The following is a 22,295-nucleotide window of genomic DNA, read 5'->3' as shown; positions in this document are numbered from 1 at the left end:
CATCCTTTCACATTATAAAAAGGTAATTTTTTGACAATTAAAAACTTAATTGTTATGATTATTATAATTGTTAACTTTATTAAATAAGGGTGGGATTCTATGATAAAAAAAGAAAACAGTGTATTTTATATCTCCTTCTTGCTAACAACATTATTCATTCTATGGGGAATTACCCCAGCAAGTTGGATACAAGGCTACGATTTACAAAGTGTTACATCTTCTTTAAACTCATTTATCCTCAATAAATTTGGGTGGTTTTACTCTCTACTTATGACTACAATGATTATTTTGGCTGCTTATTTAGCATTTTCTAAGTACGGTTCTATTCGTCTTGGTAAAGATGGAGAAAAGCCAAAATATAATTATCCATCTTGGCTATCCATGTTGTTTGGAGCAGGAATGGGGATTGGACTCCTCTTTTATGGAATCGCTGAACCGATTTCACATTTTACAGATCCATTAACAGGAAAAGCGGGGACAGAGGAAAGTGCCAAACTCGCTATGCAATATTCATTTTTCCACTGGGGTCTCTTTCCATGGTCACTATACGCAATGGTTGCTTTAACAATTGCATATTTCACATTCCGCAAACAAAAAGGTAGCACTATCGGGGCTACAGTTACTCCATTATTTAATCGATCGAAAAATTCTCGTATCGGAAAAACAGTCGATATTTTAGCTGTTTTAGCCACAGTATTTGGCATTGTACCATCTGTTGGGATTGGTGCTCAACAAATTGCTGGAGGATTAAGCTATTTATTCCCTTCTATTCATAACACTTTACTTACACAGCTCGTACTTATCGCCATCTTCGCCGTTTTATATTTAACGAGTGCACAAACTGGCTTAGATCGTGGGATTAAATATTTGAGTAACTTAAATTTCTCTCTTGCAGGTATTTTACTCGTCTCCTTTTTATTTTTAGGGCCAACCGTATTTATTATGAAATATTTCACATCTACACTCGGTTCTTATATTGGAGCTTTGCCTAGTATGGGATTAAATTTAGGAGCATTTAATGAAAAATCTTCTTCTTGGATTGAAAACTGGACTATTTTCTATTGGGGATGGTGGATTTCTTGGTCTCCATTCGTCGGTACATTCATCGCTCGTATTTCTAAAGGGCGCACAATAAAAGAATTTATTTTTGGAGTTGTATTAGTCCCGACTCTTATCTGTACATTTTGGTTTGCAGTATTTGGTGGTACCGCAATCCATATGGAAATGTTCCAATCGCTTGGAATAGCTGATGAAATTGCAAAAAATGGTACAGAGATTGGATTATTTGCTGTTATTTCACATCTACCATTCTCTACATTTTTAACGATTATCGGGTTAATTTTAGTAGCCACATTTTTCGTTACTTCTGCCGATTCAGCAACATTTGTTGTTTCAATGCAAACGAGTAACGGAAGTTTATCACCGAAAAATAGTTTAAAACTTATATGGGGATTAACAATCGCGATAATTGCCGCTATTTTATTACAAGCTGGAGGATTAAATGCACTACAAATCGCAGCTATAATTGCTGCGCTACCATTTTCTATTGTAGTCGTTCTTATGGTTACTTCACTCTTTAAAGAGCTACGAAAAGAAGATGTTAATTTGCAAACGAAAGAAGTGCCGAAAAAAATAAAAAAGGTTATGTAACGATTGGCGCCTCAAATCACTTCTAAATCCGCAATAAAACCCATTCATATGAAAGATCATTTTCATATGAATGGGTTTTTCACTCTATTATATAGTGTTGTAAACATGCTTTTTCCTCAAAACCTACTTTCTTGTACAATTTCATCGCACGATCATTATTCGTATTCAAACATAGTACTATCTCTCTCATCCCTTGGAAGGAGAAAATATACTGAATTGCAACTTGTAATAACTGCTCTCCGACACCTTTTCTTCTACTATTTTCAGCGGTTGCAATAAATTCAATATTCGCTTCATGAAACTCCGGATTTACTTCAACATATACATAACCTTCTAACTTACCATTCTTCATACTTACAAATAATTTATTCGTATCACTTAAACGTTCAATGATTTCATTTCCTTCATAATATGTATTAGGAAAAATATTATTATGTAAAACAATAAACTGCTCAAATACTTGTTGAGATGCTTCCTCTACTTGATTTATTGTACATTGCTCCACATTAGTTTTTTTAAAAATTAAAACGCTATGTTTCTCTTGTTTTTTAGCTTGTAAATATTTCATAAAGTCGATGCCATTACTATTTTTCACGTGATAAAATCCATGAAACTTTTGAATATGAAGTGGAATTTTCTCGATAAGTTTCTTCCACATACTTAAAGCAATCTCTCCCCAATTCGAAGCTATAATAAAAGGCCCCCAAATCTCCGCACTTTCGCTTACCTTATCTATATCAAATCCTAATACACCTACAATTTCATTATTATCATTATAAGAAACGACAAAAGACTTCTCCCACCCTATATCAGAAAAACCATGAAGAATAGCGTCCAATATTTCTTCATGATTTTCCCCGCAATAACCAACATGCTGCGTAATATCTTTATTCATCATCGAAATAAATTCTGTAGCTTCTTCGATCTTTGAAATAGAATTAATATGCATAACTTCCCCTCCTTTTCTAATACACTTAGACAATCACTAGTAATATCCTTCTCTAGTAAAAAAAGACATCATCATATGCATGTTTCTAATAAAACCGCCATGATAATGTCTTCTCAAAAAAGCAAAAATTAATTATATATAATAATAAGATTAAACGTTATTTATTTCTTAAATAATCTCTTTCTAAATACGAACATACTTAGTGCGGAAAGAACAAGTGTTATGCCAGAAAGTAAAGTCGAAGTGCTAGCTTCACCGCCTGTTGATGGTAAAAATTTCTTGCCTTCCTCTGGCTTATTAGTATGTTGTTTATTTAAAGTGTCTGCTTTTCTTCCCTCGTTTTCAACAACTTGATTATTCCCTTTTGGCTCTTGATCCAATCCTGTTGCTGATTCTTTTACTTCTTTCTTTGGTTCTTTCGCTTCTTCAACTTCTTTTGTTGGCTCTTTTTCTTCTTCTTTTGTACCTTCAACTTCTTTTACCGGCTCTTTCACTTCTTCTTTTGTTTCTTCAACTTCTTTTACCGGCTCTTTTTCTTCTTCTTTTGTACCTTCAACTTCTTTTACCGGTTCTTTCACTTCTTCTTTCGATCCTTCAACTTCTTTTACCGGTTCCTTCACTTCTTCTTTCGATCCTTCAACTTCTTTTATCGGTTCTTTCACTTCTTCTTTTGCTTCTTCAACTTCTTTTACCGGTTCTTTTTCTTCTTCTTTTGTTTCTTCAACTTCTTTTACCAGCTCTTTTTCTTCTTCTTTTGTTTCTTCAACTTCTTTTACCGGCTCTTTTTCTTCTTCTTTTGTTTCTTCAACTTCTTTTACTGGTTCTTTCACTTCTTCTTTTTCAATTATATTTTGAATTACCGTTCCGTTAAACCTTATGCTAATTTCATCAGAATCTAAATCAAATTTATACACCTTTTCACCTGGGGTATTCCATTTTATTACTCCGTTATTAAACGTCCCTCCCTCACTTGCCAATTGAATATTTTCAATACTTTCTCCTTCTAAATCATATACAGGAACTTGAATTTCTTCGTTTATTTTTGCATTATTTAAAATGATATTTTGTCTTCCAACATCAATTGTAAACCACTGACCTAATTGTATTAACGGCCTTACATCACGAATCTCATTCCCAGCTAAATTTAAGCTAAATAAGTTTAGCATGGAACCAATAACCATTACATCTTTAATATGATTGTCCGCAAGATTTAACCACTGTAAATTTTCCAATGAAGATAATGGTGTTATATCTTCAATTTGATTATGAGATACATTCACATTATTCAATTGTTTCAAGTTTGAGATGAACTCAATATTTTTCAGACCTACTCCTTCTAAAGTGAGTTTTTCTAAGTTCGTCATGTATTCTAAACCTGTTATATCTTTTATCTCATTTCCTTTTTCTTTAAGTATCTCTAATTTTTTAATCTGTAATAAATCTTCTTTTGTGATAAGAGCGTTTAAATTCTCTCTACCTAAATTCTCTTTATTAATATGTTGTTGTAAAGTTTTATCGAGAATTACATTTTGACTTTCTTTTTGTTTTTCAACTATATTCTGTATAACCGTACCATTAAATCTTATTTTACTTTCAGTAGAATTAGTATCTAGTTTAAATTCATATATTTTTTCTCCAGGACTATTCCATTTTATAAATCCGTTATTCAGAGTAGCCCCTTCACTTTGCAAATTAATATTTTGAAGTGGCTCTCCTTTAAGGTTGTATACTGGGATTTTTATTTCTTCATCTACGCTTCCTTCATTTAAAAAGATTTTTTGTCTTTGAATATCAATTGAAATTCGCTTACCTAATTCCTCAACAGGCCTTACGTCAAAAATTTCATTTGCTCCAAGATTTATCTCATGTAAATTTGTTAAAGTGCTCAACGGCGATATATCAGAGATATAATTCTCTTCTAAATTCAGCACTTGTAAATTTCCTAATTGCGATAATGATGATATATCTTTTATTTCACTATCAGAAATTTCTAGTTCAATAAGATTACTCATTTTACTAATAGATTCAACATTATTAATTTTATTGTTCCCTATCCATAATAATTCCACATTATTTAATCGATCAATTCCCGTAAGATCACTGATTTGATTATTTGCTAAGTATAATTGTTTCATAGTTGATACTGTAAATAATGGCTGGATATCTTTAATGTTATTACCGATTAAATCTAATGTTTTAATTTTTTTCATTTTACTTAATGGTGTAAGATCAGAAATTTTATTATCTCTTAAAAAAAGCATATTAATATTCTCTAACTGCTCAATTGGGTGAATACTTTCAATTGAATTAGACGTTAAATCAACGTACTTCAAACCTCTCAACTTCGAGATGGCTGATATGTCTTTTACATTAGACTCTCGTAACGTCAACTTCTCTAAGTTTGTCATATACTCTAAACCAGTTATTTTATTTATTCCTTTACCTGAATAAATGGATAACGTTTTAATTTGTAATAAATCTTTCTTTGTGATTGGCGCATCTACATTATCTCTATTTAAGTTATATTTATTAATATATTTTTGTAATTGCTTATCTAATATTACATTTCCGTTTTCATCTTGTTGCTCCTCTTTATTTTCCTTTTGTTTTTCTGGAACATTGTTCTCTAAATTCAATGTATTTACTTCAAACTGTACTTGGTACTTATTATCATAGGCCATTGTTGGAATATAAATATGCATTCGCATATTATACCTTTTTCCTAATTCCCCTACTTCAAACTGAATCACTTTCGTTCCATTTTTCTTTTTATCTTCTGATATTACTTTCACATCATGAAACACACCTGGAGTATGAATATCCTCTGTTTTCAAGTATTGAAAGAAATCACTATCACTTAATGTTGCTGTTACAATTTTCTTTCCATTCTCAATTGTTAATTTCGGATCCTTTATATAAACAGCTGCCATAGACTCTTCATTCGTTTTATCTTTATACGCTTTAATAACAGCGTCATATGTACCATCTTCTAAACCTTGTCCAGTTTTATTCGCCTCAATTGCTACTGCCGCTAAAGCAGGTGTTGAATAAACAGCAAACGGAAGTGATAACGCTGCCGCTATAATCATTGCATTTATACGTTTTCTTTTATTTTGTTTCAACTTTACATCTCCTCCGAAATATATAATTCGAAATGTAATCATTTCTCGAATAAATGATAATGATTTTCATTATCATTGTCAACTAGGAAAATAAAAAGTTTACAAAAAAAGAACCTCTTTAAAAGAGGTTATGCCATTTTCTCACCTGATTCTTCTCTAAAAAAGCTTTTCATCGCATGAAATACGTCTGCTTTTTGCTTTAAAATATAGTATCTAAAGTTTTCATCTTTAATATTTTTATAGGCTGACATGAGTGTACTATGGCGGTTGTACTGATTCACTTCCCCATACCCAAACATATTACACTTCTTCATTAGCTCTTCAACAAGTTTTACACATCTAGCATTATCTGATGTTAAATTATCACCATCTGAAAAATGGAATGGATAAATATTATAGCGGTCTGGTGAATATTTATTATCGATAAGTTCGAGTGCTTTTTTGTATACAGAAGAACAAATCGTTCCGCCACTTTCTCCTTTTGAGAAAAACTCTTCCTCTGGAACTACTTTTGCCTCCGTATGATGGGCAATAAATTCAATATCTACTGTTTCATACTTTGTGCGTAAAAATCTTGTCATCCAGAAAAAGAAGCTACGTGCCATATATTTCTCCCATATTCCCATCGATCCACTCGTATCCATCATCGCTAATACAACAGCTTTTGAATCTGGCTTTAATACTTCATTCCAAGTGCGGAACTTTAAGTCTTCTTGGTGAATTGGATGAAAAGATGCTTTACCACTCATTGCATTTCGTTTATATGCGGATATCATTGTTCTTTTCTTATCGATATTTCCCCATAATCCTGTTTTTCTAATGTCATTAAATTCAACATGTTCAATCCGGTTTTCATCCATTTCTTTTCTCTTTAAATTAGGCAGTTCTAACTCTCTGAAAAACGCTTGCTCTAATTCTAAAATAGAGACTTCAGCTTCATAGTAATCTTCCCCAGCTGCATCTCCTGCTCCTTGCCCTTTTCCTGGCCCTTTTTGTTTTTGACCACCTGATCCATCTCTCGCAACGACATCACCAACTTTGCTGTCACCGTTTCCTTGCCCAACATGTTTATTTTTATCATAATTGTATCTAATCTTATATTCATCTAGAGAACGAATTGGTATTTTTACAACATCCTTGCCATTAGACATAACTATACTTTCTTCTGTTACAAGATCGGGTAAATTATTCTTAATTGCCTCTTGTACTTTTTCTTGATGGCGCTGTTGGTCGTCATATCCTTTGCGATGGAGGGACCAGTTTTCCTGTGAAATCGTATAATTTGGTTGATTTTCTTCGCCCATTCCTTTCCCTCCTTACTGTAATTGTCTTCCTGTATGAACAGCAATCTATAAATTTTGTTCTGTAATGTGCAAGCTAGAATGTTTGAAAGGTAACTGCCCACAGAAAATCATCCCATAAACATTTATAACGTTTTTCATACAATACCCCGAGCATCCTAAACAAAATTTTTCCACTCACATAATAGAAAGAAATATTCAGCCACTGATAAGAAAGAAACACAATGCATTGTTGCACACATTTTTACTTTGCAACATATTGTATTGTGTTGGCTTTTTTCGTATGAATGGTTGGTTACTCTATCATATGCATATTGTAAAAATAATTGACAATAAATTCATAAAATTGCATCTTAATTTATTATATTTGGACAAGGTATGACACTTTATACACATATGAACGGATAATAAAACGCTGTCCCGCAAAATACAAGAGACAGCGTTTTGTTATCAAACTATCTGTTTAACAAGCTACCTACATAGCGTAGTAATTCATTTGCCGAAGAAGAATTATAGCCATGCTCATCAATTAAACGCGCAACAACATCATTGATTTTCTTAAGCTGATTTTCGTCCGGCGTTTTCGTTGATGTTGTAATTTTCACTATATCTTTTAAATCAGCAAATAGTTTTTTCTGAATCGCTTCACGAAGACGTTCATGTGAATTATAATCAAAGCGTTTTCCTTTACGGGCATAAGCAGAAATGCGAATTAAAATCTCTTCACGGAACGCTTTCTTAGCATTTTCTGAAATTCCAATTTGCTCTTCAATTGAGCGCATTAATTTTTCATCTGGACTCATTTCTTCTCCTGTTAACGGATCACGTAATTTCGATTTATTGCAGTACGCCTCAACGTTATCTAAGTAATTATCCATAAGCGTCTTAGCTGATTCTTCATATGAATAAACAAACGCTTTTTGTACTTCTTTCTTCGCGATTTCATCGTATTCTTTTCTCGCTAATGAGATGAAGTTCATGTAACGTTCACGGTCTTCATTACTAATGGATGGATGCTGATCTAGCCCATCTTTTAAAGATCTAAGTACATCTAACGCGTTAATAGATGGTACCTCTTTTCGAATGATTGTAGACGAAATTCGGTTAATGACATAACGAGGATCAATACCCTTCATACCTTCATCTTGATATTCGCGTTGTAATTCTTCTACATCAATCGCATTATAACCTTCTACCGTTTCCCCATCATACAAACGCATCTTTTTAATTAAATCAATATCCGGACGCTTCGGATCTTTTAAACGAGTTAAAATGGTGAACATTGCTGCAACGCGAAGTGTGTGTGGTGCAATGTGAACATTCGATACATCACTTTCACGAATCATTTTTTCATAAATATGTTCTTCTTCACTTACTCGTAAATTATAAGGAACTGGCATTACAATAATTCTTGAGTGCAATGCTTCATTTTTCTTATTTGCTATAAATGAGCGATACTCTGTTTCATTCGTATGCGCTACAATTAATTCATCTGCTGAAATAAGCGCAAATCTTCCCGCTTTGAAATTCCCTTCTTGCGTAAGTGATAATAAGTGCCATAAAAACTTCTCATCGCATTTTAACATCTCTTGGAACTCCATCATTCCTCGGTTTGCCTTATTTAATTCTCCATCAAATCGATACGCACGCGGATCTGATTCTGAACCATATTCTGCAATCGTAGAAAAGTCCAGACTACCTGTTAAATCTGCAATATCCTGTGATTTTGGATCAGACGGGCTAAATGTACCAATCCCTGTACGACGATCTTCAGAGAAGAAAATACGCTCTACAACTACATCCTCAATTCTTGATCCGTATTCTTGCTCTAAACGCATGACATTTAGTGGTGATAAATTCCCTTCAATTCTAACCCCATACTCATCAAAGAAATCATCTCGTAAATGATGTGGAATTAAATGCAGTGGATCCTCGTGCATTGGGCATCCTTTAATCGCAAAAATTGCTCCGCGATCTGTTCTTGAATATGTTTCTAATCCTCGTTTCAACATTGTAACTAACGTTGATTTCCCTCCACTAACAGGACCCATTAATAATAAAATTCTTTTTCTAACATCTAATCGTTTTGCAGATGGATGAAAATATTCCTCTACAAGACGTTCTAGAGCATCCTCTAATCCAAAGAGCTGATTACTAAAGAAGTTATACTTTCTTCTACCATCAACTTCTTCAATTCCAGCATCTTTTATCATATTGTAAATGCGAGAGTGTGCTGTTTGAGCCACCCATGGTCTTTCTTTCACAAGCTCCAAATACTCCGCAAACGTACCTTCCCATTGTAAACGTTCTTCTGCTGCTCGATGCTGTTCAATCTTTTTTAGAATATCCATTATAGCTCCTCCCCCATCTCCTTGTTCAATCGGATTATTATAAAAGGTATGCTAGGATGTCCTTAAACATTCTTTAAATCAAAACGAAATATATAATAGCACACTAAAATTCTCTCCAAAATTCAAAGAAAATTCTGTATAATATAGGTATTAACGTTTTTACACTGCTATTCATTATAAATAAATTCTTTTCTTCTAAGAACCTTACATACATTTTGGGTAATAAATAAAACTCATGAACCGAAAAAAGTAAGGAGGATATTAGTATGAAATTATTATTAATTTTAGGTGTATCACTCACATTTCTTACAGCTATTTTTACATCCGGTTACAATGACAAACCAGGTACACATAAAAAATGATGTGCTTTTAGCACATCATTTTTTTTATTTATAATACATATTTTCCATATCATATTTGGATAGTGGTCGGCTATAATAATAACCTTGTACAAGCTTCACATTCTTTTCTTTCAAAAACTGTATTTGCTCCTTTTTTTCTACTCCTTCTGCAATTACATTTAATTCTAAAGTATGAGCTAAATGAATAATTGCAGCTGTAATATTCGTATCACGTTCATCTATATGTATACCTTCCATAAAAGAACGATCAATTTTTAAAGTATCAATTGGATATGTTTTTAAATAACTTAAAGATGAATAGCCTGTTCCAAAATCATCTAAATGAATCTTTAAATTTTGCTCTTTTAATTGTAGTAACACTCTCTTCGATATATCTTTATGTATAAGAGCTCCTTCTGTAACCTCTATCGCTAATAAATGAGTTGGTACATTGTACTTATTTAAAGCCCGTGTAATCATCTCTATTAATGTAATAGAACGAAAGTGTCTAGCTGAAATATTAACTGCAATTGGGACCACATCATACCCTTTATTTAACCATTCGCGCAATTGCTGACACACTTGATTTACTACCCATTCATCCAGCTTAATAATAAATCCTGTTCTTTCTGCCAACGGAATAAATTGGTTTGGAGAAACAAATCCTAATTCCTTATTCTCCCACCTTATTAAAGCTTCCATACTAGCTATTTTTTTCGTTTCAATATTAATTTGTGGCTGATAATATAAGAAAAATTCATTTTTTTCTATAGCACGATGTAATTGATTTTCTATTATAAACCTTTGTTCACGCTCACAGTCTAATCCACTACAATAAAAATGATAATGTCCTTTTCCTTTTTCTTTTGCTTTTTCTAAAGCAGCATCGACTCTCTGAAATAGTATTTTTTCATCTTCTCCATCTGCTGGAGCCATTACAATTCCAATTGACGCGCTTAAATATACATCTTCTTCTTCGATTACAAAATATTCACTAATGTTTTTTAATATGCTTTTTGCAACTTCCTCTACATATTCTTTCGTTATATTTTCTATCAACATAACAAATTGATCATCGTGTTCTCTAAATAAGTGCATATCTTCTATTTTTAGATTACTTAAACATTCTGTAACTTTTTGTAATACTTTATCTCCCTCTTTATGACCAAATGTATCATTAATACGATGAAACTCATCTAAATCTATAAATACAAGTGCAAAATTTACACTCTCATTTAAAAAAGTATTTAACTTATTTGTACATGAAATTCTATTCATTAATCCCGTTAACTGGTCATAGTAAGCTAAATATTCTGTTCGCATTTCGTTTAATACTTGCCTTGTAACATCTCTCGTAACAATATAAATCCCAACAATTTCACCGTTCACAATAATCGGGATAGTTCTCAAAGAAATATATAGCTCGTACCCTTCTTTATGAACATATTTCTTTGAAACAATTTGTTTTGCTTTTCCTTGCATCGATCCCTTAAATATAATTTGAAAATCTTTTTCATATTCTTTATTAATGAACTCAAAAATAAATTTATTATTTAATTCCTCATACCGGTATCCAAATATTTCATACGTTGCCGGATTTGCATATGTAACTCTCCCTATAGAATCTATAGATATAATTGAGTCATTATTATATTCCAGTAACGACTTAAATAACATTTGTTTTTCCTGTATCTCTGTCTTCTCCTCAATTTGAGCTGTAATATCTCTTGTAATACAAATAACAAATTGACATATTCCTTCTTCGTCGCAGACAGGATTAAGTGAAGATTCATAATGTATCTCACCTTTTGGTAAATTGACTACATCACAAAAGGTGTGTGCTTTCGCTTCTCTCACTACTTTTGCATATTGCCTTTGCAATATCCCCGCTATATCTTTTGGTAATACTTCTGCAAAAGTTTTTCCATAGCACTCTTCGCTTAACCTAGCATAATCCATTCCTATTTTATTCACATACATATATTGAAACGTTTCATTATCAATAACTTTCAATATGAATACTAAATCTTGAATAGCATGTAATAATCCTTGTCTAATTAAATCCATATCTATCATACTTAAAAAGGTATTTTGATTACTATATTCTTCCTTCATATTTATCTCAACCCGTCTTATCTATTTTTAATCATATATCCCATTCTATATGATTATGTCCCCTCTTTTAAATGTATGATTATATATTATTTTTATTTTATAAAAAAAAGTCGCCATATGGCGACTTTTAATAAACGATTTCTAAATCTAATCCAGGGTAATTTTGTTGACGGAACGCTTCATAAATTAAAATTGCTGCTGTATTAGATAAATTTAATGAACGTACTTTATCTGTCATTGGAATACGTAAACAATGATCAAAGTTTTCTTCGATTACATTAGCTGGTAAGCCGTTTGTTTCTCTTCCAAATACAAAATAGTAATCCTTCTCGCGCTTGCTATAGTCAAACGCTGTATGAGCTTTCTCGCCATACTTTGTTAAATAGAAGAATTCACCGTCTTTATTTTTTTCATAAAATTCTTCAATTGAATCATAGTACGTAATTTTTACGTGCTGCCAATAATCTAATCCTGCACGCTTTAACATTTTATCATCCGTTGAAAATCCAAGCGGTCTAATCAAATGTAATTCTGTTCCAGTTGCTGCACAAGTACGAGCAATATTCCCTGTATTTGCTGGAATTTCTGGCTGATATAAAACAACATGTACTCCCACGCGATATTCACCTCTGTTTTTTGTCTACTACGTATTATACCACTTGAGCGAAAAATCTCTACCCATTAATAATATGAAAGAATTTATATTTCATTTGTGGTGTATATTTACTAGAGTCTTCATAGTTCCAATAACGTCGACGGCTATTCGCTGAATGTGCATTTACAAGCGGCATACCATCTGCATCTTTTGCTACTACAATCGTCGTATGATTCCATCTTCCGTCATCCTCGAAATCATAAGCAATGACATCTCCAAGAATAAGTTCTTCTGGCCTCTCTACCGCCTCTGCTCGAAGTCCTGTTGTAGCACCTGACAAATACCAATAAAAAGAATGTGCAACAGCCCAGCTCCAGCTCCACTGATTCTCCCTTTGCCACCATCCTTTACGAATATTAGGATATCCGCTCATAGGTACTTCTCCAGTATGAAGACATTGAGAAATGAAATTCGTACAATTATCAGGGAAATTACGATACATAGGATTTCGGTCATCCCACCAACGCTCTGCATATTTCACTGCCTCTAAACGATTATACTGATAAGAACCGTACTTCTCTTTCGTAATTTCCCTTTCTAATGTCTCACCCATTCTAATTTCTTCTGACACTTCAATAGCATAATCGCCTATAATCCGACTATTATTTAAACAAACTCTTCGTTTTAATTGTTCCTCTTCAATATAAAATAATTCTTTATGCTTAATTAAATATTTAAAATGCATTTGATAATCAATTTCTTGATGGTCATTACTATTTAATTGTCTAATGAAAGAAACATCCGCAGTTGCTTTCACTATATGTGCACTACGTCTTTGAAACAATTGTTTCTTTCTCAGTGCCATTTGTAGTAAATCCTCAGCAATACCATCCACATTCGTTCTTTTCTCCGTTATATATGCTAAAAATTGTTGTACTTGGTTTTCAATCTTCGTTTTTACAACCATTCTGTCTCCCTCCCATATTACAATATGAAAAAGGGAAATATTATCTACTCTTTTTTCTGTGCTAACAATTCAAGCCCGCGATTCATTTCATGAAGCACTTCTTCATCTTTCTCACGTTCCATCGCTTTCTCAATCGCTTCGCCTACTCCATCTCCGCCAATTTTCCCAAGTGCCCATGCTGCCGTTCCGCGTAGTACTGGTCTTGGGTCATCTTTCATAACACCAATTAAATCAGGAATTGCCGATGTTTCTTTAAAATGTGCTAATGCTAAAATCGCATTTCTTTGCAGTGGCTTTTTCCCTCTCCATGACCCTGACATAATCCCATATTTCTCTTTAAAATCACGATTACTAATTGTTAAAAGTGGCGTTAATAATGGTTTAACTAGCTCAGGATCCGGCTCCATCTCAGGATGATTATGAAAATCCATTCCTTTGTTTTTCGGGCAAACAGTCTGACACGTATCACATCCATATATACGATTTCCTATTTTATCGCGATATTCTTCAGGTAGGAATCCTTTCGTCTGTGTTAAAAACGCAATGCACTTCTTCGAATCTAACTGTCCCCCCTGTATTAAAGCACCGGTAGGACAAATATCGATACATTTCGTACAGCCCCCGCATTGATCTTCTATCGGCTTATCTGGCGGGAATGGAACATTTGTAATCATTTCCCCTAAGTATACGTACGAACCAAATTCAGGTGTAATAATAGAGCAGTTTTTACCGCTCCATCCAATGCCTGCACGCTCTGATACAGCTCGATCACTTAATTCACCTGTATCAACCATGGACTTCACTTCTATATCCGGAAGTTTTTCAATTAAATATGCTTCTAATTTTTGCAAACGATCTCGTAAAACAAGATGATAATCTTGTCCCCAAGAAGCACGACAAAAAATCCCACGGCGTTCTCCACGCTTACTTAATGGTGCATTTTTTAATTTTGAAGGATATGCTAAAGCAATCGCAATAATTGATTTAGCACCCGGTAATAACAGTTGCGGATTCGTTCTCTTCTCTATATCAGGCTCTTCAAATCCAGATTGATAATTTAATTGTTGTTGCTGGATTAAGCGCTGCTTTAATTCCTCAAAAGGAGAAGCACTCGCAAAGCCTATTTTATCTATGCCAATTGTTTTACTATACGCAATTACATCTTGCTTTAATTGTTCAAAATCCACTCTTAATCGCCTCCTCAGATGAATCCATCCCTTATGTAACGACTCTATTGGTTAGTAATTCACTTTTGGAATACTATTATTTACTTCTATTTTCGCATGTAATTAGGTTTTTCAAACATTAAAAAACGCAATGCCTCGTTTATCTCGGAAACGAAACACTGCGTTGATCACAATTTATAGAAAAACATTTAATAAAATTTGGAGCGGGTGAAGAGAATCGAACTCTCGACCAGAGCTTGGAAGGCTCTTGTTTTACCACTAAACTACACCCGCAAATATGAATTACATATAAGATATTAGAATAACTTATGTAAAGTAGTATAGCATGTAAAAAAAGTAGAGGCAAGAATTTTATCGAAAAAAGTCGAAAAAGTGATGAGAGACCTCATCACTTTTTCAATTCTTTATCAATTGCCTTCTTCATACTATCGAAATCAGGGTTTGCAAGATTTCCGTTTACATATACAGAAGGAGCACCTTGAACTTTTAATTTTTGAGCACGATCTGAATCTTTACGTACTTTTTCTTTAATGTCTTTACTGTGTAAATCTTTCTTAAATTGCTCTACATCAACTTTTGGAAGTTTCTCTTTCACAATGCTAAGAAGCAAATCTTCTGTAATCCATTCTTCCGTATCTTTCTTTTGATTTTGATAAATCTCATCATAGAAAATCCAGAATGAATCTTTATCTTGTTTATAAATTGCTTCACCAGCTGCTGCACCTAAATCCGAGTCTTTTCCGATAAATGGGAAGTTAATAAAATATAACTGCACTTTGCCTTTATCAATATACTCTTCTTTTAATCGAGGTAATACTGTTACATCCCAAGTACGACAAGCAGGACATTTAAAGTCTCCAAATTCAACTACCTTAACTGGAGCATCATCTTTCCCTAAAGATTGTTGCGTAGAATAAGCAAACATCTCATTCCCTTTATCTTTTTTGTCATTTATGATGCTATACGCAATTGTTCCAATTACAATCAATACTGCGATAGAAAAAACTATACCAAGAGCCATGAGTTTATTTGATTTCATATACATTCCTCTTTAAATTCATATTCTGTATACAGCATTGTACACAATACACATAATATCAACACTTATATACGTCACGCAATGAACACGCTCACATAAATTACAAAAACACAATAATTGTGACGATATTGTGTCACAATTTGTCACAATTTATTCAAAAAAAGAAGCTCCTCTGTAGGAACTTCTCTTAACTTACTGCTTTTTTACGCGCGCTATTTAACATCGACTGCTCTATTTTTATATCATGACGAATTACTAATTTCTCACTAACTGCTTGAACATACTCATCATGGCTTATATAGCCTTCTTTCTCCATTAGTCTCAAAACGACATTTCGTCTCTCTACTGCTTTATCATAGTTTTGGGCAGGTGAGTAATAAGCAGGTGCTTTTACTACAGCAGCCATCATTGCACTTTCAGCCAACGTTAATTGGTTCACCTTTTTACCGAAGTAAAGGTTTGCTGCTTTTTCAATTCCCCACGCTCCTTCTCCATAATAAATATTACTTACATATAATTTTAAAATTTCATCCTTCGTAAATGTGCGTTCAATTTTTTTCGTATAAAAAATCTCTTTCCACTTACGAGAAAATGTACGTTCATTTGTTAAAAAAGCATTTTTAGATAGCTGTTGTGTAATCGTGCTTCCTCCTTGCACGACACCACCAGCCTTTATATTCTCAACTGAGGCTCTAATAATTGCTATATAATCTAAACCGTTATGATGATAAAATCTTTTATCTTCTGTCGCAATAAATGCATGTGTTAATGATTCTGGCACCTCTAACTTAGCCGGTACATGTAATTTACTAATATCACTTTTCTCAATCATTACATTTCCAATGAATAATAACGTACAACTTAACAATAATAATAATATAATGGCTTTATAAAAAAGTTTAGTCATTGGATTTAATGCAACTTTTTGATGATAGTTCACCCTAGATAATACTCGTTCTTTCATCTTGAACACCTCTTTTCCACACAGCATATAACTCTTACTTTAAGAATACATTGTTGTAAAAAAATATCCCATCGATTTCTCTTACACGTACCTTACATCATTGTAAGGTATAAAGTGAAACTTTAATGAGCCCTCATCAATCAGGCTTACTGCCCAGCAAATAGTGGGATAAAAAAGTATTGTATCACAGTATTTTTTTATCTACTATTCATCTGAAATATTGAATATAGGTTATGTTAAAGCACGAATAACCAATAAAAGAGAAACCCTTAAGACTATTATATTTTCACTTTACACTTTAATTATATCATCTACAAATATATATACTTTTGACTATCTAGTAATCTAAATGTATATAACATATAGATTTATTATACAGAACAAACGTTCTGCAAATCAATACTAGTGCTATTATTATTTTGACCTTTTTCTTAAACAGTATACAAAAAAGAGTAGTGATTCGAATGTATCTCAAATCGGCTACTCTTTTCTTTACAATCTTCCTATTAAATTATACGGCTGTACTTCCCACGTTTCATACGGAATAAAATGTGTTGCTCTCATTGCATCAAGCGTTCTGGATTTCATATGAGGACGCGTTATATACTCATCTATGTTCTCTTCATTTAAATCAACAAATTTAGCCTCTTGTATCTCTTCAGGTTGAGTTTTTATTTCACCACTTATATATGCTACTTTAAAAACAACAGCTAGAATATGCATAGAGGTATTATAATAAACCCCTGTAATTCCGATAGGCTTCACCGTTAACCCTGTTTCCTCTTTTATTTCCCTACAGACAGCTTGATCGAGCGCTTCGCCTTCTTCTACCTGTCCTCCTGGCAACTCCCACGTATCAGCTCGCCAGTGCACTTTTGTTAATAACACTTCATTTTTTTCATTTGTTAAATAACCTGCTACAGCAACTATATGCTTTGGTGTCTTATGTTCCATATTAAGCCTCCTAGGGATAATGAATATTTTATATATCCCTATAATCATATTCACTACCTACAACAAAATACCTTTAATACTTCATCACTTTAATTAACTTCATAAAAAAAGACCCTATCCGCTAAGCGAAAAGGGTCATCTATCGTATTACTCTCCTAAGTCTACGTTGTGATAAACTTGTTGAACATCTTCCAAATCTTCTAATGCATCAACCATTTTCTCAAATTGTGCTTGAGCATCTTCAGGAAGTGTTACATCACTTTGTGCAAGCATTGTTAATTCTGCAACTGTAAACTCCTCAACGCCAGCACCTTTAAGTGCAGATTGTACTGCATGGAATTGATCTGGTTCAGCATACACGATAACAGAATCTTCTTCTTCTAGAATGTCACGTGCATCTACATCTGCTTCCATTAAAATTTCAAGAACTTCATCTGATGTTTTACCTTCAAGGCCGATAACAGCTGTCGCATCAAACATGTAAGCTACAGAACCGTTCACACCCATATTACCACTGTTTTTGCTAAATGCAGCTCGTACATCTGCTGCAGTACGGTTTACGTTATTTGTAAGTGTATCTACAATAACCATAGCTCCATTTGGTCCGAATCCTTCATAACGAAGCTCGTCATAATTTTCTTCTGAACCGCCTTTTGCTTTTTCAACTGCACGATCAATAATTGTTCTTGGAACATTGTATGTTTTCGCACGCTCTAATACAACTCTTAGCGCTTGGTTTGATTCTGGATCTGGCTCGCCTTGTTTTGCTGCCACATAAATTTCACGCCCAAATTTCGCGTATATACGGCTTGTATTTGCATCTTTTGATGCTTTTTTGTCTTTAATATTGTTCCATTTACGGCCCATACTTTCCACTCTCTTTCCCGTTTTAAATCTACATAAAAATATTAATATGAAATATAATGTGTGTTCAACACATTTTTAAAAGAAATATAAAAAGTTCATTTTTGATTCATATTACAGACATAATATAAATCACTATCATTTTGTTCTTTCGACAAGTTATATTATACATGAATTCCTACGTTTATTACGAATTTTAGAAGCACATAGTATAATTTAACAAAAAGACTCTAACATTTCTGTTAGAGTCTTTTTATATTGCTGACACCTTTTTCCATAATATTCCCATAATTACTTTCTATTGCTGTATAATAAAAATAGGGGAAAATTTGAAGAAAAGAGAGAGGGAGAATTATGACACATTCAAATGAGAAAAAAGCACATAGTCTTAAAGGGATAGAAGAAAAGTTAAACCCAACTATCTATCAAGTGAGATTCATGAAATTAGATGAACCAATTCAATTTGAGTCGTTCCCTGAATTAAAAGATTTAGGGGACTGGTTAAGTACTTCAACACATATGTGGGCGTGCCACTCAACTATGTATAAGTACAACAGAGAAGGGTTTGAAAAGAAGTTTTTAGAGATTACAAACTTAACCGTTGATAATGTACTAATATCTACTGGTGGTATCGGATTTAACTTCATGTCACCGGGGTGGAGAAATTCTCTCTAGAGTACTCGAAAGAAATATTGTATATACAATACTTTTTCTGCTTATTTTGTCATGTCATGAAAAGAAAACAAAAAAGCTCTATACTAATTGTATAGAGCTTTTTTACGCCGTTCATGATACCGATGGTCGGGGTCGAACCGACACTCCCGAAGGAACACGATTTTGAGTCGTGCGCGTCTGCCAATTCCGCCACATCGGCACAAAAGAAAAGGCGGCAACCGGATTTGAACCGGTGATAAAGGTTTTGCAGACCTCTGCCTTACCACTTGGCTATGCCGCCATATTAAATTTTATTGGAGCGGAAGACGGGATTCGAACCCGCGACCCCAACCTTGGCAAGGTTGTATTCTACCACTGAACTACTTCCGCAAAAATGGCTGGGCTAGCTGGATTCGAACCAGCGCATGACGGAGTCAAAGTCCGTTGCCTTACCGCTTGGCTATAGCCCATCGAATTCTTACTTAATTATATGTAAGTATCCATTAGATTATTTGCAATTTTTAAAATAAAAATGGGGCGACTGATGGGAATCGAACCCACGAATGCCGGAGCCACAATCCGGTGCGTTAACCACTTCGCCACAACCGCCATGTTGTGTAAATATATTTGGCAGGGGCAGTAGGAATCGAACCCACACTGGAGGTTTTGGAGACCTCAGTTCTACCTTTAAACTATGCCCCTATGTAAATGGTGGAGGGGGGCAGATTCGAACTGCCGAACCCGAAGGAGCGGATTTACAGTCCGCCGCGTTTAGCCACTTCGCTACCCCTCCGAAACTTACATGGTGCCGGCTAGAGGACTTGAACCCCCAACCTACTGATTACAAGTCAGTTGCTCTACCAATTGAGCTAAGCCGGCGTATTTTATTAAAATAAATGGTGGCTCGGGACGGAATCGAACCGCCGACACGAGGATTTTCAGTCCTCTGCTCTACCGACTGAGCTACCGAGCCTTATTAAAATGGCGGTCCCGACCGGGGTCGAACCGGCGATCTCCTGCGTGACAGGCAGGCATGTTAACCACTACACCACGGGACCATTTGGTTGCGGGGACAGGATTTGAACCTGCGACCTTCGGGTTATGAGCCCGACGAGCTACCGTGCTGCTCCACCCCGCGATAATACTATTTATATAAATTTCATATGGTGGAGGATGACGGGATCGAACCGCCGACCCCCTGCTTGTAAGGCAGGTGCTCTCCCAGCTGAGCTAATCCTCCAAAGTGGTGACCCGTACGGGATTCGAACCCGTGTTACCGCCGTGAAAGGGCGGTGTCTTAACCACTTGACCAACGGGCCAAATATTATAAATCCTATGGCGGAGAGCAAGGGATTCGAACCCTTGATACGCTTGTGACGTATACACGATTTCCAATCGTGCTCCTTCGGCCAACTCGGACAGCTCTCCAATGGCTCCGCAGGTAGGAATCGAACCTACGACCGATCGGTTAACAGCCGATAGCTCTACCGCTGAGCTACTGCGGAATAATATTGCCTGGCAACGTCCTACTCTCACAGGGACAAGGTCCCAACTACCATCGGCGCTAGAGAGCTTAACTTCCGTGTTCGGTATGGGAACGGGTGTGACCTCTCTGCCATCATTACCAGACATTATTCTTTTGAGACAATCATTATTATAACTTATTTACTTTAAAAGTCAACAAGTTTTTTATGTTCTCTCAAAACTAGATAACATTGCTACATATTATATGGTTAAGTCCTCGATCTATTAGTATTCGTCAGCTCCACATGTCACCATGCTTCCACCTCGAACCTATCAACCTGATCATCTTTCAGGGATCTTACTAGCTTACGCTATGGGAAATCTCATCTTGAGGGGGGCTTCATGCTTAGATGCTTTCAGCACTTATCCCTTCCGCACATAGCTACCCAGCTATGCCCTTGGCAGAACAACTGGTACACCAGCGGTGCGTCCATCCCGGTCCTCTCGTACTAAGGACAGCTCCTCTCAAATTTCCTACGCCCACGACGGATAGGGACCGAACTGTCTCACGACGTTCTGAACCCAGCTCGCGTACCGCTTTAATGGGCGAACAGCCCAACCCTTGGGACCGACTACAGCCCCAGGATGCGATGAGCCGACATCGAGGTGCCAAACCTCCCCGTCGATGTGGACTCTTGGGGGAGATAAGCCTGTTATCCCCGGGGTAGCTTTTATCCGTTGAGCGATGGCCCTTCCATGCGGAACCACCGGATCACTAAGCCCGACTTTCGTCCCTGCTCGACTTGTAGGTCTCGCAGTCAAGCTCCCTTATGCCTTTGCACTCTACGAATGATTTCCAACCATTCTGAGGGAACCTTTGGGCGCCTCCGTTACACTTTAGGAGGCGACCGCCCCAGTCAAACTGCCCACCTGACACTGTCTCCCGGGTCGATAAGACCCGTAGGTTAGAATTTCAATACAGTCAGGGCGGTATCCCACCAGCGCCTCCACCGAAGCTAGCGCTCCGGTTTCAATGGCTCCCGCCTATCCTGTACAAACTGTACCAAAATTCAATATCAGGCTACAGTAAAGCTCCACGGGGTCTTTCCGTCCTGTCGCGGGTAACCTGCATCTTCACAGGTACTATAATTTCACCGAGTCTCTGGTTGAGACAGTGCCCAAATCGTTACACCTTTCGTGCGGGTCGGAACTTACCCGACAAGGAATTTCGCTACCTTAGGACCGTTATAGTTACGGCCGCCGTTTACTGGGGCTTCAGTTCAGAGCTTCGCTTACGCTAACCCCTCTCCTTAACCTTCCAGCACCGGGCAGGTGTCACCCCCTATACTTCGCCTTACGGCTTCGCAGAGAGCTGTGTTTTTGCTAAACAGTCGCTTGGGCCTATTCACTGCGGCTTTCCGTTAAGAAAGCACCCCTTCTCCCGAAGTTACGGGGTCATTTTGCCGAGTTCCTTAACCAGAGTTCTCTCGCACACCTTAGGATTCTCTCCTCGCCTACCTGTGTCGGTTTGCGGTACAGGCACCTTTTATCTCGCTAGAAGCTTTTCTTGGCAGCGGGGAATCAAAGACTTCGCTCCATAAGGAGCTTCCCCATCACAGCTCAGCCTTTATGATAAGCGGATTTGCCTACTTATCAGCCTAACTGCTTGGACGTGCACAACCAATCGCACGCTTCTTCTATCCTTCTGCGTCCCTCCATTGCTCAAACGATAAAGAGGTGGTACAGGAATATCAACCTGTTGTCCATCGCCTACGCCT

The 22,295-nt window shown here is 35.7% G+C and carries 14 protein-coding genes, 16 tRNA genes and 2 rRNA genes (1 of these 32 only partly in view); 2 read left to right on the top strand and 30 right to left on the bottom strand.

Features of this window, described 5'->3' with window-relative positions:
- Positions 1 to 99: 99 nt before the first annotated feature.
- Positions 100 to 1,650: a glycine betaine transporter OpuD gene (gene opuD / locus DN407_RS02870; protein WP_098023253.1), complete on the top strand. Its 1,551-nt coding sequence runs from the start codon at positions 100 to 102 to the stop codon at positions 1,648 to 1,650.
- A 79-nt stretch (positions 1,651 to 1,729) separates the two neighbouring features.
- Here the strand turns inward: opuD and DN407_RS02865 are convergent, their stop codons facing one another.
- From DN407_RS02865 to DN407_RS02805, 13 genes are all read right to left on the bottom strand, one after another.
- The gene (locus DN407_RS02865) at positions 1,730 to 2,599 is read right to left on the bottom strand and encodes a GNAT family N-acetyltransferase (protein ID WP_149215985.1); all 870 of its coding nucleotides are present in this window, start codon (positions 2,597 to 2,599) and stop codon (positions 1,730 to 1,732) included.
- Between the two features lie 161 nt (positions 2,600 to 2,760).
- On the bottom strand, positions 2,761 to 5,721 hold the full coding sequence (locus tag DN407_RS02860; RefSeq protein WP_149215984.1) for an NEAT domain-containing protein: 2,961 nt from the start codon (positions 5,719 to 5,721) through the stop codon (positions 2,761 to 2,763).
- A gap of 128 nt (positions 5,722 to 5,849) precedes the next feature.
- Positions 5,850 to 7,025, bottom strand: coding sequence for a sporulation protein YhbH (gene yhbH / locus DN407_RS02855; RefSeq protein WP_000503518.1), 1,176 nt, complete (start codon positions 7,023 to 7,025; stop codon positions 5,850 to 5,852).
- 452 nt (positions 7,026 to 7,477) lie between these two features.
- Positions 7,478 to 9,373 carry a PrkA family serine protein kinase gene (locus DN407_RS02850; RefSeq protein ID WP_000353273.1) on the bottom strand — a complete coding sequence of 632 codons (1,896 nt, stop codon included), beginning with the start codon at positions 9,371 to 9,373 and terminating at the stop codon, positions 7,478 to 7,480.
- Between the two features lie 386 nt (positions 9,374 to 9,759).
- Positions 9,760 to 11,829, bottom strand: coding sequence for a sensor domain-containing protein (locus DN407_RS02845; RefSeq protein WP_087964816.1), 2,070 nt, complete (start codon positions 11,827 to 11,829; stop codon positions 9,760 to 9,762).
- 127 nt (positions 11,830 to 11,956) lie between these two features.
- The gene (gene trmL, locus DN407_RS02840; RefSeq protein WP_000538147.1) at positions 11,957 to 12,445 is read right to left on the bottom strand and encodes a tRNA (uridine(34)/cytosine(34)/5-carboxymethylaminomethyluridine(34)-2'-O)-methyltransferase TrmL; all 489 of its coding nucleotides are present in this window, start codon (positions 12,443 to 12,445) and stop codon (positions 11,957 to 11,959) included.
- 58 nt (positions 12,446 to 12,503) lie between these two features.
- A complete protein-coding gene (locus tag DN407_RS02835; RefSeq protein WP_098568307.1) occupies positions 12,504 to 13,391 on the bottom strand; it encodes an amidase domain-containing protein in 888 nt (295 codons plus the stop codon).
- Between the two features lie 44 nt (positions 13,392 to 13,435).
- Positions 13,436 to 14,578: a tRNA epoxyqueuosine(34) reductase QueG gene (queG, locus tag DN407_RS02830; RefSeq protein WP_000345216.1), complete on the bottom strand. Its 1,143-nt coding sequence runs from the start codon at positions 14,576 to 14,578 to the stop codon at positions 13,436 to 13,438.
- 199 nt (positions 14,579 to 14,777) lie between these two features.
- Positions 14,778 to 14,851, bottom strand: a tRNA-Gly gene (locus tag DN407_RS02825).
- 115 nt (positions 14,852 to 14,966) lie between these two features.
- On the bottom strand, positions 14,967 to 15,617 hold the full coding sequence (locus DN407_RS02820; RefSeq protein ID WP_000841306.1) for a DsbA family protein: 651 nt from the start codon (positions 15,615 to 15,617) through the stop codon (positions 14,967 to 14,969).
- Between the two features lie 187 nt (positions 15,618 to 15,804).
- On the bottom strand, positions 15,805 to 16,581 hold the full coding sequence (locus tag DN407_RS02815) for a transglycosylase domain-containing protein (RefSeq protein ID WP_000664715.1): 777 nt from the start codon (positions 16,579 to 16,581) through the stop codon (positions 15,805 to 15,807).
- 492 nt (positions 16,582 to 17,073) lie between these two features.
- Entirely contained in the window at positions 17,074 to 17,535 is a 462-nt protein-coding gene (locus DN407_RS02810; RefSeq protein WP_000400456.1) for an NUDIX hydrolase, read from the bottom strand.
- A 147-nt stretch (positions 17,536 to 17,682) separates the two neighbouring features.
- Complete coding sequence (locus DN407_RS02805; protein WP_000532952.1) at positions 17,683 to 18,402, bottom strand: YebC/PmpR family DNA-binding transcriptional regulator; 720 nt, start codon at positions 18,400 to 18,402, stop codon at positions 17,683 to 17,685.
- Between the two features lie 351 nt (positions 18,403 to 18,753).
- On the opposite strand from DN407_RS02805, the gene DN407_RS02800 reads away from it, so the two are divergent.
- Entirely contained in the window at positions 18,754 to 19,074 is a 321-nt protein-coding gene (locus DN407_RS02800; RefSeq protein ID WP_097797252.1) for a DUF3884 family protein, read from the top strand.
- Positions 19,075 to 19,191: 117 nt separating this feature from the next.
- Here the strand turns inward: DN407_RS02800 and DN407_RS02795 are convergent.
- The 17 genes from DN407_RS02795 to DN407_RS02715 form a co-directional block, all read right to left on the bottom strand.
- Positions 19,192 to 19,273: transfer RNA gene (locus tag DN407_RS02795), tRNA-Leu, on the bottom strand.
- 10 nt (positions 19,274 to 19,283) lie between these two features.
- Positions 19,284 to 19,354: transfer RNA gene (locus DN407_RS02790), tRNA-Cys, on the bottom strand.
- Positions 19,355 to 19,368: 14 nt separating this feature from the next.
- Positions 19,369 to 19,443 (bottom strand) — tRNA-Gly (locus tag DN407_RS02785).
- Positions 19,444 to 19,448: 5 nt separating this feature from the next.
- Positions 19,449 to 19,523: transfer RNA gene (locus DN407_RS02780), tRNA-Gln, on the bottom strand.
- 63 nt (positions 19,524 to 19,586) lie between these two features.
- Positions 19,587 to 19,662 (bottom strand) — tRNA-His (locus DN407_RS02775).
- Positions 19,663 to 19,681: 19 nt separating this feature from the next.
- Positions 19,682 to 19,755, bottom strand: a tRNA-Trp gene (locus DN407_RS02770).
- A gap of 7 nt (positions 19,756 to 19,762) precedes the next feature.
- Positions 19,763 to 19,846: transfer RNA gene (locus DN407_RS02765), tRNA-Tyr, on the bottom strand.
- Between the two features lie 10 nt (positions 19,847 to 19,856).
- Positions 19,857 to 19,932 (bottom strand) — tRNA-Thr (locus tag DN407_RS02760).
- Positions 19,933 to 19,950: 18 nt separating this feature from the next.
- Positions 19,951 to 20,026, bottom strand: a tRNA-Phe gene (locus tag DN407_RS02755).
- A 9-nt stretch (positions 20,027 to 20,035) separates the two neighbouring features.
- Positions 20,036 to 20,111, bottom strand: a tRNA-Asp gene (locus DN407_RS02750).
- Between the two features lie 3 nt (positions 20,112 to 20,114).
- Positions 20,115 to 20,191 (bottom strand) — tRNA-Met (locus tag DN407_RS02745).
- Between the two features lie 26 nt (positions 20,192 to 20,217).
- Positions 20,218 to 20,293, bottom strand: a tRNA-Val gene (locus tag DN407_RS02740).
- A 4-nt stretch (positions 20,294 to 20,297) separates the two neighbouring features.
- Positions 20,298 to 20,372, bottom strand: a tRNA-Glu gene (locus DN407_RS02735).
- A gap of 17 nt (positions 20,373 to 20,389) precedes the next feature.
- A tRNA-Ser gene (locus DN407_RS02730) sits at positions 20,390 to 20,481 on the bottom strand.
- Positions 20,482 to 20,483: 2 nt separating this feature from the next.
- Positions 20,484 to 20,558 (bottom strand) — tRNA-Asn (locus tag DN407_RS02725).
- Positions 20,559 to 20,566: 8 nt separating this feature from the next.
- Positions 20,567 to 20,682: ribosomal RNA gene (gene rrf / locus DN407_RS02720) — 5S ribosomal RNA — on the bottom strand.
- A 100-nt stretch (positions 20,683 to 20,782) separates the two neighbouring features.
- Positions 20,783 to 22,295, bottom strand: a 23S ribosomal RNA gene (locus DN407_RS02715); it runs 1,409 nt beyond the window's last position.

Source organism: Bacillus sp. JAS24-2, from assembly GCF_008274905.1.
Lineage (GTDB): Bacteria > Bacillota > Bacilli > Bacillales > Bacillaceae_G > Bacillus_A > Bacillus_A cereus.
Note: the sequence above shows the minus strand (reverse complement) of the source record. Positions and strands in the feature narration are given on the sequence as shown.